Here is a 15,246-nt window from a genome sequence, read left to right as displayed (position 1 = left end):
ACGGCTCGCGCACGTCCCCCTCGAAAGGTTTCACAACCATGCCTATCGTCCACGTCTCCGGCACCGATGTGCACTACGCGAGCTCAGGCTCCGGTCCCGGATTGGTCCTCGTCCACGGCAGCAGTATGAGCGCCGAGTCGAACTTCGGACACCTGCTTGCCGCGTTCACCGACCGCCATACGGTTCTGACACCCGACTACGCTGGCAGCGGCAAGACCACCGAACCCGACGGCGGACCGACGTTGGAGCTGCTGGTCGACCAGATCGTCGCGGTCATCGAGCACGCGGACACCGGTCCGGTCGACCTCTTGGGCTTCTCGCTGGGTGCTGTTGTCGCGGCGTCGCTCGCCGCACGTCATCCCGATCTCGTGCGAAAACTGGTGCTGGTGGCGGGCTGGTCGACCAGCGATGACCCCCGAATGCAGCTGGTTCTGCAGACGTGGGCGGCCTCGCTGACCGCTGAAGCCGATCTCGCCTCGGGTGTCGGTCCGCTCTTGGCGTTCAGCCCGTCGTTTCTGAGCCGGCTCGGTCACGAGGGACTGGCTGGGCTGCGGTCGGTGCGACCGGAACCGGGGACACTCGGCCAGATCGCCATCAACCGGGATGTCGACATTCGTGACGAGTTACGCCGCATCACGGCGCCTACCCTCGTGGTCGGTTGCACCCAGGACCAGTTGGTTCCCGTTCAACACACCCGCGACCTGCACGCGGCGATCCAGCACAGCCGATACGCCGAGATCGACAGCGGCCATGTGGTGTTCTTCGAGAAGCCGACCGAGCTGACCTCGCTGGTGCGGGCGTTCCTGGATGCCGATGAGGCGGCCGACTAGGACTATAGCGGCTCGTCAGCCTCTAGTTTCGATGAAAATCTGCTCACCTGTCGCGCTGCCCGGAATCCGTGCAGGATCCGGGGATTGTCCACGTCCACGCGATTTCGCCGGGACCGGGTGTTGTGATGGCGAGGGCCGCAGCGTGGTTGGCGAGTTGCGCGGAAAGCAGGCTCGGGTCGCTACGGTCTGTCGCCGAGTATGTTGCGGCATCCGCTTTTTCACTGACCGCCACGACAAGATCGGTATCGAGCGTTGCCTGCAAGGCGATTTCAGTGGCCGTTGCGCGGCGGACGATCACGGTCATCAGGTGCCGTACCGCATCGTACACAGCGGCGGTGAGGGTTTCGTCGATCGTGTCGAGTGGTCCGGTGAAGCAAACCTCGGAGTGTGCCGCCAGCGTCTCGGCGGTCTCGCTGATCAGTTCCAGCAGCTGTGCCCGGAACCCGCCGTCCTCGGGTTGCGGGTCTAGTTCGTTGATGGTGTACCGGATCTGGTTGATCACAGTGTCGAGTTCGGCGACTGCATCGCCGAGGCGGTGGATAACGGCCGGTCGCCGGACCAGCGACTGTACCCCGCTCAGCTGCAGGCTGACCGAGAACAGCCGGTGAATCACGGTGCGATGCAATTCGATTGCTATGCGTTCACGCTCGCCCGCGATCCGCACAGTCCGCAGGCGGGCTTCGGCGAGCCGGAGATTCACCAGGTTTTCCGCGCGTGCGTGAAGTTCGGTGAGCGGGAACGGTTTCGGCAGGTAGTCGTTGGCGCCGGCCCGCAGCAGCGCCAGGCGCGACTTGTCGTCGGCACGGGCACTGACTATCAGCACCGGTGTGTTCGCCAGCACCGGGTCGGCCCGCACCTCGGCGAGCAACTGGTCTCCGCTCAACTGCGGCATCATGATGTCGGAGATGATCAGGTCCGGACGGCACGACCGCGCCAGCTCCAGCCCGGACCGGCCATCGAAGGCCGCGAGGACGCGGTAGGGTCCCGACAATGCGTGCCGGATCACAGCGTTGAGATCCGCATTGTCTTCGACAACCACTACCACCGGCCTGGACGGTGGAGCGACCGGGGACCGCTCCGGCACCGAGTCCGCCATGGACGTCAGTTCCGCAATCGCTTCGACCGGATCGCGGAGCTGTCGCTCCAACTCGGTGTCCACAGCCACCGCGCGGACCGGAGTGCCTGGAGGCGCGGTCCGAGGCAGGTCCACGATCACCATCGCCCCGCCCTCCGGCGCAGTGGTGACGGTGACTTCACCTCGGTGCAGCCGGACAAGATCGCGGACGATGCTCAAACCCAGGCCGGTGCCGCCGACCTTGCGGTTGGGCCCGCCATCGATTTGCTGGAACCGGTCGAATACCACCGACCGCTTCTCCACCGGTATACCGGGACCGCTGTCGGCGACCTCGATGATCAGTCGATCATCTCGACCCGCGCACACCGAACAGCGCACCGCGCCGCCCGACTCGGTGAATTTGAACGCGTTGGACAGCAGGTTCACCAGTATCCGCTGCAGGTGCTCGGGATCGAGGGCGGCAGTGATCGGCTGCCGGGCATCGACGGTGAATGCGACCCCGCGATCGACAGCCAGGGATTCGAAGTGGGCCGAACTGAGCCGAGCCAGCTCGGCAACGTCGACGCGCGCGTAATCGGGATGGACTCCGCCCGCCTCGAGCTTGGACGCGTCGAGCAGATTGCTGACTTGCCCGACCAGCATCTGCGCATTGCGGATGATCAACTCGAGGTCTGCGCGGTTCGAGCTGTCGTCGGGAGTGTCGTCCAGCAGTTTCTGCGCGGGCGCCAGGATCAACATCAGCGGAGTGCGCAGTTCATGGCTGACGTTGGCGAAGAATTGGCTTTTGAGTTCGTCGAGCTCCTTGGTGCGCGCATACAGATCGGCCAGTTCGGCGTTGGCCTCCTTGAGCTGGCGGCTGGCCTCGGCCACCTCGTGCGCGCGAACGAAGACCTCCTGTTCCATCTGCCGTGTCGTGGCGCGCAGTGCGGCGGTCTCCCGCTGCTGTGCCGCGCCGGAGGCCTGCAGTTGCATGAACTCGGTGACGTCCTCGGCACGATGGATGATGTAGCGCAGCTCGCCGGACGAGTCGATGATCGGGGAGTTGGACGGGCTCCAGAACTTCTCCTCGAACGTGCCGTCGGGGCGGCGGATGTCGTAGCGCTGCACCGGCATCGCATCGGTGACCCGATCGCGCAGCACCCGCTCCAGCGACACCCGCAGGTTCCGCACTCCTTCGGCACGCACGTCCTCGGGGTTGTCGGGAAAGATCTCGAAGATGCCACGCCCGAGAATCTGCGCGCGTTCGGTCATGGTCGCCCGCGCATACGCGTTGGTCACCGCCACGATGCGCAGGTCCGGATCGAGAACCAGATACAGCCCCGGCGCCGATTCGAACAACCGACGGAAATCGACGACGTCGCTCATTGGGGCCACCATCCCTTCTGCAACTCGAACGGATAGCGCTATTGTCTCTCGGTTTCGGTGGTGGCACGGCCTCGATTGCGTGCCACTGGACGGCCGTCGTGAGTATGCCGAGGCCGCGGACCGGCATCGGAGGACATCCCCGCGGACGCGGAGCGACCAGCAATGATCTTTCGGCGACGGCTCTCACAACCCGAGGAGGCAGCACATCGACCTCGAAGGAGATTGCCGGTGTTCGCCGGCTGGGACCGGAGCACCGCGACCGCGTCGAGCGGTCCGCACGTTACACGCCAGGCGACAGATCACCAGGTGCGCGCGCAGGACCGACCAGCCGACACCGACGGCCGCGATCCCGCGCCCGCAGGAAGCAACCGGACCTGCCCGAGTACGGCGGCTGGTGTCCGTGACACTGCGCCGACCAGGAGCCCGGTGTTCGCACCGACCGACATCACCGCCTCGAGTAGATCACCGGGCTTCGCCGGCAACCACCAGCATCCTCGGCGGGCACCACGGCTGTACGGGCCGAAGGTCTACACATGTGGTCACCGAAGTCATACGAGCAGCGGCACGCGATCGGTTCACATCACGGTTGCGTGAATCTCGGCGATTTTCTCGCCGAGGTTCCTTCCTGCGTCATCGGCCGCTCCCCACTCCCAGGGGGAGTGTGATCGCAAGTGCTCGACACCGGCTGAGAACAGCGGCAGATCGTCGGTCGAAGCCACTGCGGTGCACGACGTCCTGTGCGCGGCGATGACGACGTGACCGACAGAAGCAGACAACGGCACAGAAGTCTGAGCTCGGGCCGCGTGCTCGCTATCGCGGTCACTCTTCGGCGAAGTAGCGGTGCACCATCTGGGCAATGCAGACGGGTTTGTCGGAGCTTTCGCGTTCCATGGTGGCGTCGACGGTGACCTGGACGGCGCCGCCGCCGAGGTCTGTCACGTCGGCGAGGGTGGCGCTGAGCCGGACTTTGGATCCGGCGGGGACAGGCGCGGGGAAGCGGACCTTATTGAGGCCGTAGTTGATCGCCATGCCGCGGTGTTCGATCACGAGGATCTCCGACCAGAGCGGGATGAGCAGTGCCAGCGTCAGGTAGCCGTGGGCGATGGTGCCTTTGAATGGGCCGGTCTTCGCGCGTTCGACGTCGGTGTGGATCCACTGTTCGTCGTGGGTGGCTTCGGCGAACATGTCGATGTCGCTCTGGGGGATTTCGATCCAGTCGCTGCTGCCGAGGTCGGCGCCGACAAGGTCGAGCAGGTCGGCGGGCTTGCTGACGGTAGTGGTCATGACGGTCACTTTCTTTGCCGGTCAGGGCGCGGGTTGTAGATTCTGTCGGGCATCTTCGCGGAGCTCGAGCCGCTGGATCTTGCCACTTGCGTTGCGTGGCAGGCTTTCGCGGTAGACGAAATACCTAGGAATCTTGTATCGGGCGAGGTTTGCCTCGAGGTGCGCGCGGATCGTGTGTTCGTCAGCGGCGTGGCCGGGACGCGCCACGATGAATGCCAGCCCGACTTCGCCCCATTGCTCGTCGGTAACGGCGACGACGGCGCATTCGGTGATGCTGTCGAGTTGGGTGATGGCAGCTTCGACTTCAGCCGGGTAGATGTTCTCGCCGCCGGAAATGATGATGTCCTTGACGCGGTCGACGATGTAAGCCCAGCCGTCGTCGTCGATGCGCACGATGTCGCCGGTGCGAAACCAGCCGTCTATGAATGCCTCTCGGGTGGCTTCAGGCCGCTGCCAGTACCCGGCGAATACATGGGGGCCCCTGACGAGGAGCTCGCCTCGACCCGGGCCGTCGATGATTTCGCCCTCGCCGGTGAGCAAGGCGACGTCGGTGAAGAAGTGGGGCACCCCGACCGAGAGGGGATGCGCGTTTGCCCCGTGTCTCAGGGCCATGAACACGCCGGGGGCCGCCTCGGTCATGCCGTAGCCCTGCAGCACCTGGATTCCACGCGCGAGCCACGCTGTGGCGACGCGTTCCACGACCGGGGAGCCGCCGAACGCGACCACCCGAATGCTGGACAGATCGGCGTCGTCCCATTCGGGAAGTTCGCACAGCATCTGCAGCATGGTGGGCGCGAGTGGGAATGCCGTGGCCTTCTCCCGTTCGATGGTGGCGAGGAAGTCGCTCGGCTCGAACTTGGGGATGACCACTACGGTTCCACCGGCATACAAGGTGGGCAGCGTGATCTGGCCTAAACCGAGGACGTGGAACAGGGGAGCTGAGCAGAGGCTGACGTCGTCGCGGCTGAGGCTGAAGTGCGCGAACTGGGCCAGCGTGTTCCAGGTGATGTTGCCGTGGGTGAGCACGGCGCCTTTGGGTCGGCCGGTGGTTCCCGACGTGTAGAGGATCAGCGCGGGATCGTCGAGCCCGACCGGCGCAAGAGACGGTGTGCTTCCGATGTGCTCGCTGATCGCGCGCTCGTACGTGCCGCTGTCGCTGTTCGCCCGGAGTCGCAGCAGGTGCGGTCGCCTAGCGGTGTGCGAGACCGCGTCGGCCCCGACCACTTCGCTGGCTGGGGCGACGACCAACACGATGGGGGCGCTGTCGTCGAGCATGTAGGCGATCTCAGGTGCGGCGAGACGTGTGTTCAAGGCGACGAATATCGCACCGAGATGGGTAGTGGCGAAAAGAGTTTCGAAGGTTGCGATGTCATTGGGTCCGAGGTAGGCGACGCGGTCGCCTTTGTCGACCCCGAGATCGGCAAGAGCACAGGCGAGTGCGTCGGCGCGCTCGGCCAGACCCGCGTAGTCGAGGTGATGTTCGCCCTGGACGAGGGCGAGCGCGTGCGGTTCCATCCGGGCGCGGCGGCGTGGCCAGGACCCGATTCCTTGGTCGATCATGGCACTGTCAACCCCAATGCGGTGATGGCGTTTTCACGCAGGATCAGTGGCCGGATCTCATCCTTGATGTCGAGCTGGTCGAAATCCTTCATCCAGCGGTCCGGTGCGATCAGCGGAAAGTCGGAGCCGAACAACACTTTCCGCCTGAGTAGGCTGTTCGCGTACTTGATCAGTTGCGGCGGAAAGTATTTCGGTGACCAACCGGACAGGTCGATGTAGACCTTCGGTTTGTGCGTCGCCACGGCCAACGCTTCGTCCTGCCACGGAAACGACGGGTGGGCGATGATGATGGTGAGGTCAGGAAAGTCGACCGCCACATCATCCAGCAGCATCGGGTTGGAGTACTTGAGCCTGATGCCGCCGCCGCCGGGAAGACCGGATCCGATACCTGTCTGTCCAGAGTGGAAAAGGGCAGGGACACCGAGTTCGCTGATGGTTTCGTACAGCGGGTACACGGCACGGTCGTTGGGCCAGAACGCTTGTAGGCTCGGGTGGAATTTGAAGCCCCGTACGCCGTGCTCGGTGACCAATCGTCGCGCTTCCCGAACAGCGACTTTGCCTTTGGCCGGATCGATGCTCCCGAATGGGATGAGAACGTCGTCGTGCTCGGCGGCGGCAGCGGCGATGTCGTCGTTGCTGAGCCGGCGGTGGCCGAGCGCGGATTCGGCGTCGACGGTGAACACGACCGCGGCCATCCGGCGCTGCCGGTAGTAGTCGGCCATGTCGTCGAGGCTCGGCGGTCCGGACTCGGCGCCGAAGTACTTGTCGGCGCCGGCGCGCAGCTCGTCGGGAAGCGAGTAGTGACCGCAACCGTCGGTTTCCGCGTGGGTGTGCACGTCTATCGCGACGAGATTGTCCAAGTCGAGGCTCATACGGTGCCCTCCTCGTCCTTCGCGGGCCCGCTGTGGTTACGCAGGGTGCCGCCTCCGGGGCTGACGCTCATGCTGTGTCGTTTGTGGCATGAGCGGGGGCCCTGACCGCTCATGCCGGCTTCTTCTGGGTCGTCGGGATCTTGGGTAGTGGAATTCCGTAGGTCTCGAGCTGTTCGCCGATGGAGGAGTCGAACGCCTCGGCGATCGCCTCGGCGGTCCAACCCCCGTCGAGGAATGCGCTGCGGATCTCGCTCGGGTGCGACCAGAGTGAGAGGCGGTCGCCACCGATGCCGATGCACTGGCCGGTGATGCCGGCGGATTCGTCGGACGCGAGGAACACGATCAAGCCGGCAACGTCTTCGGGGCCGCCGAACGAAGCCGCCCGGCGAACGATGGACGGGATCGGTTCGCCCTGTTTCATACCTTCGACGTACGGGGCGAGAAACGGGATGGTTTCGGTCATCGCGGTAGCGGCGTTGGGGATGACGGCGTTGACGGTGACACCGGCCTTCGCGCATTCCATGGCCCAGGTGCGTGCCATGGCGGCGATGCCCGCTTTGGCGGCGGCGTAGTTGGTTTGACCGAAGTTGCCGCGCTGGCCGGCAGGCGAGCCGGCCAGCACGACGCGACCACCGTGTCCGGCCGCACGGAAATGTTTGACGGCTTCCCGCACGCAGGTGAACGTGCCACGGAGGTGCACGTGGATGACGGCGTCGAAGTCGTCGTCGGACATGTTCCACAGCACCTTGTCCCGGAGGATGCCTGCGTTGGTGACGATCACGTCGAGTCGCCCGAACGTGTCGACGGCGTGACCGACGAGCGTCTGCGCGGCTTCGGTGGTGCCAACGGCGACCGGAACAGCGAGAGCACGACCACCGGCTTCGGCGATCTCGGCGGCGGCCTTCTCGGCCCGATCCTCGGCGACGTCGTTGACCACGACGGCCGCGCCGACGTCGGCCAACGCCTTGGCGTAGGCCAGGCCGAGACCTTGCCCGCTGCCGGTGACGATCGCGACTTTGCCGGTGAGATCCATGGGGTTCCTTCCTGAAGGGTTCGACGAGGAGATCAGAAGATGAGGACGGGTTTGATCGTCTTGCCGGACGCCATGTCCTGTGCTGCTTGTCCGATGTCCTCGAAGGGATAGCGGGTGATGAGTCTGTCGACCGGCAACCTGCCGCTACGGACGAGCGCGACGAGCGCGGGTATCACGGTCTGGGTTTCGGCGTCGCCGAGGGTGAGACCGATCACTTTCCGGCCGGGGAGCATGGCGTTCACGTCGAGGGCGACTTCGGATCCGAACGGTGGCGCGCCGACGATGACGAGGGTGCCGCGCGGGGCCAGGACGTCGGCGCCCGTGCGCAGTACGCTCGGACTGCCGGTGGTTTCCACGACCCCGTCCGCACCGTCCGCACCGGTGATCTTCCCGACCGCGCCCGCAACGTCTGTGTCGTTGGCATCGATGACGTGGGTGGCGCCGAGCTCGCGGGCGAGCTCCAGGCGTTCGGCGACCTTGTCGACGGCGACGATCGTGGTCGCGGGCGACAACACGGCTGCCATCACCGCGGACAGCCCGACCGCGCCCGCGCCGAGGACCACGATGTTTGCGCCTGGTCGTGGTTGGAGCACGTTCCAGACGGCACCGACTCCCGTCTGGATGCCGCACCCGAGCGGGGCAACCGACTCCAGCGGCACGTCTGGGGCGACCTTGATCATGCTGCGTTCATCGACCAGCGCGTGCCTGCTGAACGAGGACTGGCCGAAGAAATGCGCGCCAACGGGTGTGCCGCCGTGTGTGACGGTGTGGCTGCCGTCGGGGCGGACTCCACCGATCAGGTTGAGCGGCAGCCAGGATGCGCAATAGGCGGGATGCCCATCCCGGCAGTTTCGGCACCGGCCGCACGACGTGAAAGACAGGATTACGTGGTCGCCGGGGACCACGGAAGTGACCGCGGACCCGACGCGTTCCACGATTCCGGCACCTTCGTGGCCGAGCACGCCGGGCAGCGGGAAGGGCAACCCACCGCTCGCGACGCCGAGGTCGGTGTGGCACAGTCCGGCCGCGACTATCCGCACGATCGCTTCGTCGGGTCGTGGTTCGTCGAGCTCGACATCGACGAGGGTGAAGGGCGCTCCGCCGCTCGCTACGACGGCAGCCGTGGTGGTGGTCATGACAGGATTCCTTGTGTGGGCTGGTCGGCTCAGTCGAGTGAGACGACGACGGACTTGACCTTGGTGTAGGAGGCGAGCGCTTCCGGCCCGTATTCGCGGCCGAATCCGGAGTCTTTGACACCGCCGAACGGGATCGCGGGATCGAGCATGGCCCAGTCGTTGACCCAGACGATCCCGGCCTGCAGCTTGTCGGCGACGCGATGCGCTCGGGCCAGGTTGGTGGTCTGCAGGCCGGACGCGAGGCCGTAGGGTGTGCGGTTGGCCATGTCGATCGCTTCGTCTTCGGTGTCGAACGGCTGGACGGTGAGGACGGGGCCGAAGATCTCTTCCTGCACGACGCGGGAGTCGTCGGCGAGGTCGGCGATGACGGTGGGCTTGTAGTAATAGCCACCGTTCAGATCGATTCGCTCGCCACCGCATACGACGCGGCCGCCTTCCTGGCGTGCGAGCTCGACGTACTCTTCGACCTTCTTCACATGCCGGTCGGCGGCCATCGGGCCGACCACTGTTTCCGGATCTCTCGGATCGCCGACCGGGACCCCGGGGACGGCGTCGGCGAGGATCCCGACGATCGTGTCGTAGAGCGGTCGCGCGACCAGCAGGCGCGGCCCGCCCATACAGAACTGGCCGGTGTTGAACACGAAGCCCTTGATGATCGCGCCGATCGCTTTCTCGACGTCGGCGTCGTCGAAGACAATGTGCGCGGCGTTGCCGCCCAGCTCCATCGTCACCGGCTTCAGCGCCTCTCCTGCGACGCTGGCGGCGTGCCGACCGATGGACGTCGAGCCGGTGAAGGCGATCTTGTCCACCCCGGGATGTTTCAGGAGGGCTTCCCCGATCACCGACCCGGAGCCGGTCACGACGTTGACAACTCCCGCGGGTACACCGGCCTGCTCGAACAGGCTTGCCATGAACAACGCGCTGAGGGGGGTGTCCTCCGCCGGCTTGTGTACGACGACATTTCCGGCCGCCAGGGCCGGAGCGATCTTGGAAGTAGACAGGATCAGCGGGAAGTTGAACGGGGTGATCGCCGCCACCACACCCAACGGCTCCCGGCGGGTATAGGCGAACGCATTGAGCGGGACCTTGCGTGTAGCGCCGTCGAGGGTCTGTGCCAGTGCCGCGCAGTACTCGTACTGTTCGGCGGTCGTCACCACATCGACCGGACGGCACAACGCGACCGGCTTGCCGACGTCGAGGCTCTCCAGTCGCACGATCTCGTCGGCGTTCTCGCGCACCAGGTCGGCGACACGCTGCAAAATACGGGCGCGTTCACGCCCGCTCAGCCGGCCCCACTCGTCGCTCACGAACGCGTCCTGGGCGGCGGCGACCGCGGCGTCGGCATCGGCGACCGCGGCGTCGGCGACGGTGCCGATCACCCGCCCGGTCGACGGATCGATGACGTCGGTGCGGCCACCCGAGGCCGAGTCTCGCCATTGCCCGCCGATGAATAGCTGACCGTGAATATCGTTGTCGAACATTGTCTTTCGATCCCGCTTCTACAGAATCCGACCGCGGTGGCGGCTGGGGTCCGACCAGGTATGAGGAAACTGTTCATATTGACAGGAAACCTGATGGTTCATGTGATGGAAGCCACTATGCACTATCAACAGGATTCCTGTCAATGGGCACGTCGTAACTCGCCTGAAAATCCCGCGACGACGTGACCGGTCCGGGTTCGGCTACCGGGCCCGGATGGGAACATGGGCGAAGCCGCGGGTCATGTTGTTGATCACTCGGGTGGGGATCGGGAGTGGGTCCCCGGTTTCGATAATATCGACAGGATTCCTGTTAATAGTCTATCCTCAACTCGTCGAACGTTCCGGTTCGATGCCCGCGACGGTGTGGGGTGGATCCGAGGGGTGTTCATGACGGTGTCGGCTACGGACCTGTCGGCCGGCCACTACGGCCTCGATCGTACTTCTCTGCTGTACGCGGTGAAACGGGTCGAACTCGCGGTTCGGGCGCATCTCGACGAGCTGCTGCGCCCGTTCGGGATCACCGCGCTGCAGTACACCGCCTTGACCGTGCTCGAACGTCACGAAGGGCTGCCCGCAGCACAGCTGGCGCGGGATTCGTTCGTCACCGCCCAATCGATGGCGGACATGGTTCGCACGCTGGAAAAGGGCGGCCTCATTCGGCGAGAACGAAACCCGCACAATCGGCGCGAGCTGCTGATCCACCTGACCGCTGCCGGACGGCAACTACTCGCCGGTGTCGCCGAACAGGTGGCCGAGCTCGAACAGCGAATGGTCAGCAGCCTCACGCCCGAGGAGGCAGAAGATTTCCGTCTGGCTCTGACCCGTGCGTGGCACGCATTGTCCTGACCGCCACAGCGGGGCACGATGTCACACGCGGGGGCGACCCGGTGCCAGGCTGCGTGAAATGCCTTGCGCGGCGACTTGAAGCGCGGCGGTAAGGCGTGGTCGGTCGCGTTTGAGGCTTGGCACGACGATGCCGAGTGCGGCGACGACCTCGGGATCTCCCGAGCTTCCGGCGCGGGTGATCGGCACAGCGACCGAGCAGGCGCCCAGGGTCATCTCTTCGACTGCCGTCGCGTACCCGTCCCGTCGGATCCGCGCGAGTTGCTCATTCAAGCGTGCCGGCTGGGTGATCGTGAACGGCGTGATCCGCGTCAGCGATGCGAGTACACGCGTCTGAACGTCGGCCGGAGCATGCGCGAGCAGTACTTTGCCCACGCCGGTCGAGTGCATCGGAAGTGTGGATCCCACCGTGCTGACCACCGGCACAGAGGCGTGACCGGACAACCGGTCGAGGTAGAGCACACGGTCGCCGTCGCGTTCGGCGAGATGTACCGTTGCGAGAGTTGCCGCGTAAATGTCGTGCAGGAACGGCGAAGCGATCTGGCCCAGCTCGGTCTGTACCGGCGCGAGCAGGCCGAGATTCCAGATTTTTCGGCCGATCACATACTCGCCGTTGCTGTTTCGCGTGAGCGCTCCGCCGTCGACCAGTTCCTTGACTTGCCGATAGGCAGTTGCCGTCGGCAGGTCGGCACGATCGGCGAGTTCGGTCAGGGTGAGGCTGCGATGGCGGTCGTCGAACGCGGACAGCAGCGCGAGCGCACGGGAGATCACACTCGCACCCGGTTGCCCGGTGTTCCCGGCCATCGTTTCCTCCATGGATTTCGCTGAGTGAAATCCTACGCTGGACCTGACCGCGACATCATCCATACGGTCCACCACATGAGTGTTCCTCCGGTCGGCTGTATCCGTCCCTGTCGTCCCAGCAGGACATCTCCGCCGCGGCGGCTCGGCGCAACTGCGGCGTCCCGGCCGCAGACCGCGGTTCCGACTCGCCGCACCGATTCTGGCTACCGACAACCAGATCTGATCATCGACCGAAGGAACCCTCGCCATGGCTCAGCGTAACGTCGTCCGGACTGCCGTCGGCATCGTCGGCGCCGGCCCAGCCGGCCTGATGCTGTCGCACCTGCTCGCCCTGTCCGGCATCGACTCGATCGCGGTCGACACCCGCACCCGTCCCGAGATCGAACACACCCATCGCGCCGGCATCCTCGAACGGGACAGCGTCCGATTGCTTGTAGACAGCGGTGTCTCCGACCGCGTTCTCACCGAGGGGCACGAACACAAAGGAATCGACCTGCGCTTCGGCGGAACCAGTTACCGTATCGACTTCCAAGCCCTTGTCGGCGCATCGACGTGGCTCTACCCCCAAACGGACGTTTTCATCGATCTGGCCGACGCGCGAAACCGCGACGAAGGCGACATTCGGTTCGGTGTGACCGATACCCGAGTCATCGACATCACGGGCTCCACTCCGGGTATCCGGTTCACCGACGAAGACGGTGGCAGGCGAGAGATCCGCTGCGATTACCTGGTGGGCGCGGACGGCTCTCGCGGTATCTGTCGCCACGAAGTACCGGAAGCCCAACGGCGGCAATACTTTCGGAAATACCCGTTCGCGTGGTTCGGAATACTCGCCCAAGCGCCACGCAGTGCGGATGAACTCGTCTACACACGTTCTGACCGCGGATTCGCCTTGATCAGTCAACGCACTGACACGGTGCAGCGGATGTATTTCCAGTGCGACGCAACCGAAGACATCGGGCAATGGTCGGATGACCGAATATGGAGCGAACTGCGGCATAGGCTCGCCGGTGAAGACGGGCTCCGCCTGGCCGAAGGCCCGATCATCGAGAAAACGGTGTTGCCCTTCCGCAGCTTCGTTCAGGAACCGATGCGGTACGGACGCATGCTGCTGGCCGGCGACGCCGCTCACACCGTCCCGCCGACCGGCGCCAAAGGCTTGAACCTTGCCCTCGCCGACGTACGCGTGCTCGCCGAGACACTGGAGTGCGCGATCTCGAAGAACGATGTCGACGCTCTGGACCGATACACCGCGCGTGCACTCGAACGAGTCTGGAAGGCGCAGCACTTCTCGTACTGGATGACCACCATGCTGCACCGACTCGACAACGCCGACGACTTCGACACTCGGCGTCAACTGGGCGAACTACGCTCCGTCGTCGGATCGGAAGCAGGTTCGCGCTACCTCGCCGAGGCTTACACCGGATGGCCGGGGTAGCGACGGTAGGGAGCGCCGGGCTTGTGGTGTCCGGTACTCGGCTCGGGCTCCGCCGGACCGAGATCTTCGGGTGCGGAGCCGATCGAGGCATGATGAACGCCGGGCGCCGGACGGATCGCGGTTGCCGCCGCAAGCCCGGGTCATGATCGCGGTGCGGAATTCCGCGGGCCGGGCATGCTCAGGATGAGCTCGGAACAGTGCGTCCCGGCTCAATGCCGAGTCGGCCAGTATGGGACAGAGCGTGGTTCGTGAGCGGGGGTGGCGGGCCGATCCTCGACGTCGGTGATGCCGATGTGCAGGAGCAGCAGCATGGTGACCATGCTGACACTGACCATGAGCGGGGTCAGCAACTGCGCTGTACCCGCGCCCGTGGGTGAGTGCGCGTGCCCAGGCGTCTGCGCGTGCATCGCGAACATGCCTGTGTAGTGCATCCCGCATACGGCGACACCCATTACCAGTGCTGCGCAGACGGTGACGAACACGCCCCGGACGTGCAGAGCGAACCACAGTGCCGCGGTCGCCGCCGCCACCGCGATCACCAATGACAGCGCCACCACTCGACCGTCGTAGCCGATGATCGCGTCCGACTTCATCGCGTACATGCCCGCATAGTGCATGGCAGCCACCCCGAGCCCGGTGATCGCGCCTCCGGCGGGTAGGGCGAGCGGGCGCCACATCGTATTGTTCGCGACGAAAAGGCCCAACCAGACCACCGCCATCGCGAGAACTGCGCTCACCAGGGTGATCGGAACGTTGTAGCGAATGGATGCGCCGTGGATGGAGAACCCGAGCATCGCGATGAAATGCATGACCCAGATGCCGGTACCACCGATGGCGACCGCGGCGGCGACGAGCCAGCCGCGGCTCCCTACTTCCGCCCTGGCGGCGCAGCGAAGCCCGAGTAGCGAACCGGTGACGGACATGATGTAGGCGATGGCAGGTGTTAGCCAGCCATAGCTGAAGTGGTCGATTTCTAGCATGCGAACTCCACGATCGAAGGTCTTCAGCGAGCGTTGAGCACGGAGGCTACAGAGATACCAGCAGGTAAGCAATTAAGAGCACAGTTATCCGCAAAATTCCCAGAACACGCCGGATCTCGACCACTCGGTGCGTCGGCCGCTGCTGGCGAGTAGCGGCGGGCGGATCGCACGACTCGATCGATCTGGAGACGGGAATCCGTCGGGACTGCCAGAAAACTCTCGGCTCACATGCTGAACAGACCAACCCGCGCTGAGTCACACCGCATTGCCCCCTGCGGGATGTGGTCTGGATCCCGTGATCTCGGGTCGGCGAGCACGAGACGCAGGCTCGAAGCCGTCGACCATGTCGTGGAAGTCCGGCATGCGCAGAGCCGGACTTGCTCGCCGAACTCCCGCAACCGAATTGCAAACGCCGGTAGAGGCCGGACGTCTCCGTGCGACCCGAGTGTCGACAGGAGCACACGCATCGAATCTCCTCCTGGCTGCCGGAAATTCAGACGCGGCCGGCCTGGATACCGCGCCGTACGGGGCCGTCTCGCCTAGCT

At 65.1% G+C, this 15,246-nt stretch carries 13 protein-coding genes; 3 read left to right on the top strand and 10 right to left on the bottom strand.

What is annotated here, in order from left to right; genetic code table 11:
* Nucleotides 1–38 precede the first annotated feature (38 nt).
* A complete protein-coding gene (locus tag OHB12_RS09270) occupies nt 39–830 on the top strand; it encodes an alpha/beta fold hydrolase (RefSeq protein ID WP_327118063.1) in 792 nt (263 codons plus the stop codon).
* 43 nt (nt 831–873) lie between these two features.
* Here the strand turns inward: OHB12_RS09270 and OHB12_RS09265 are convergent, their stop codons facing one another.
* The 8 genes from OHB12_RS09265 to OHB12_RS09230 all read right to left on the bottom strand — a co-directional run bounded on the left by OHB12_RS09265 (nt 874) and on the right by OHB12_RS09230 (nt 10,636).
* On the bottom strand, nt 874–3,270 hold the full coding sequence (locus OHB12_RS09265; RefSeq protein WP_327118061.1) for an ATP-binding protein: 2,397 nt from the start codon (nt 3,268–3,270) through the stop codon (nt 874–876).
* A 299-nt stretch (nt 3,271–3,569) separates the two neighbouring features.
* Entirely contained in the window at nt 3,570–3,752 is a 183-nt protein-coding gene (locus tag OHB12_RS09260) for a hypothetical protein (RefSeq protein WP_327118059.1), read from the bottom strand.
* Nucleotides 3,753–4,089: 337 nt separating this feature from the next.
* The gene (locus tag OHB12_RS09255; protein ID WP_327118057.1) at nt 4,090–4,554 is read right to left on the bottom strand and encodes a MaoC family dehydratase; all 465 of its coding nucleotides are present in this window, start codon (nt 4,552–4,554) and stop codon (nt 4,090–4,092) included.
* A gap of 21 nt (nt 4,555–4,575) precedes the next feature.
* A complete protein-coding gene (locus OHB12_RS09250) occupies nt 4,576–6,114 on the bottom strand; it encodes an acyl-CoA synthetase (RefSeq protein ID WP_327118055.1) in 1,539 nt (512 codons plus the stop codon).
* A complete protein-coding gene (locus OHB12_RS09245) occupies nt 6,111–6,986 on the bottom strand; it encodes an amidohydrolase family protein (protein WP_327118053.1) in 876 nt (291 codons plus the stop codon). The genes OHB12_RS09250 and OHB12_RS09245 overlap by 4 nt, the downstream gene beginning before the upstream one ends.
* A gap of 109 nt (nt 6,987–7,095) precedes the next feature.
* Complete coding sequence (locus tag OHB12_RS09240) at nt 7,096–8,019, bottom strand: SDR family NAD(P)-dependent oxidoreductase (protein ID WP_327118051.1); 924 nt, start codon at nt 8,017–8,019, stop codon at nt 7,096–7,098.
* 32 nt (nt 8,020–8,051) lie between these two features.
* A complete protein-coding gene (locus OHB12_RS09235; protein ID WP_327118049.1) occupies nt 8,052–9,155 on the bottom strand; it encodes an NAD(P)-dependent alcohol dehydrogenase in 1,104 nt (367 codons plus the stop codon).
* A gap of 29 nt (nt 9,156–9,184) precedes the next feature.
* Nucleotides 9,185–10,636 (bottom strand): aldehyde dehydrogenase family protein, encoded by a 1,452-nt coding sequence (locus OHB12_RS09230; protein WP_327118048.1) that lies wholly within the window; start codon nt 10,634–10,636, stop codon nt 9,185–9,187.
* 387 nt (nt 10,637–11,023) lie between these two features.
* Between OHB12_RS09230 and OHB12_RS09225 the strand changes: the two genes are divergently transcribed.
* Nucleotides 11,024–11,482 carry a MarR family winged helix-turn-helix transcriptional regulator gene (locus tag OHB12_RS09225; protein WP_327118047.1) on the top strand — a complete coding sequence of 153 codons (459 nt, stop codon included), beginning with the start codon at nt 11,024–11,026 and terminating at the stop codon, nt 11,480–11,482.
* 21 nt (nt 11,483–11,503) lie between these two features.
* Here OHB12_RS09225 and OHB12_RS09220 read toward each other — a convergent pair whose 3' ends face one another.
* A complete protein-coding gene (locus OHB12_RS09220) occupies nt 11,504–12,283 on the bottom strand; it encodes an IclR family transcriptional regulator (protein ID WP_327118045.1) in 780 nt (259 codons plus the stop codon).
* 247 nt (nt 12,284–12,530) lie between these two features.
* On the opposite strand from OHB12_RS09220, the gene OHB12_RS09215 reads away from it, so the two are divergent.
* Nucleotides 12,531–13,721 (top strand): 4-hydroxybenzoate 3-monooxygenase, encoded by a 1,191-nt coding sequence (locus OHB12_RS09215; RefSeq protein WP_327118043.1) that lies wholly within the window; start codon nt 12,531–12,533, stop codon nt 13,719–13,721.
* A gap of 209 nt (nt 13,722–13,930) precedes the next feature.
* Here the strand turns inward: OHB12_RS09215 and OHB12_RS09210 are convergent, their stop codons facing one another.
* A complete protein-coding gene (locus OHB12_RS09210; RefSeq protein WP_327118041.1) occupies nt 13,931–14,701 on the bottom strand; it encodes an MHYT domain-containing protein in 771 nt (256 codons plus the stop codon).
* Nucleotides 14,702–15,246: the final 545 nt, after the last annotated feature.

Origin of the sequence: Nocardia sp. NBC_01730 (genome assembly GCF_035920445.1) — a bacterium.
GTDB lineage: Bacteria > Actinomycetota > Actinomycetes > Mycobacteriales > Mycobacteriaceae > Nocardia.
This window is presented reverse-complemented; position numbering and strand designations above follow the sequence as displayed.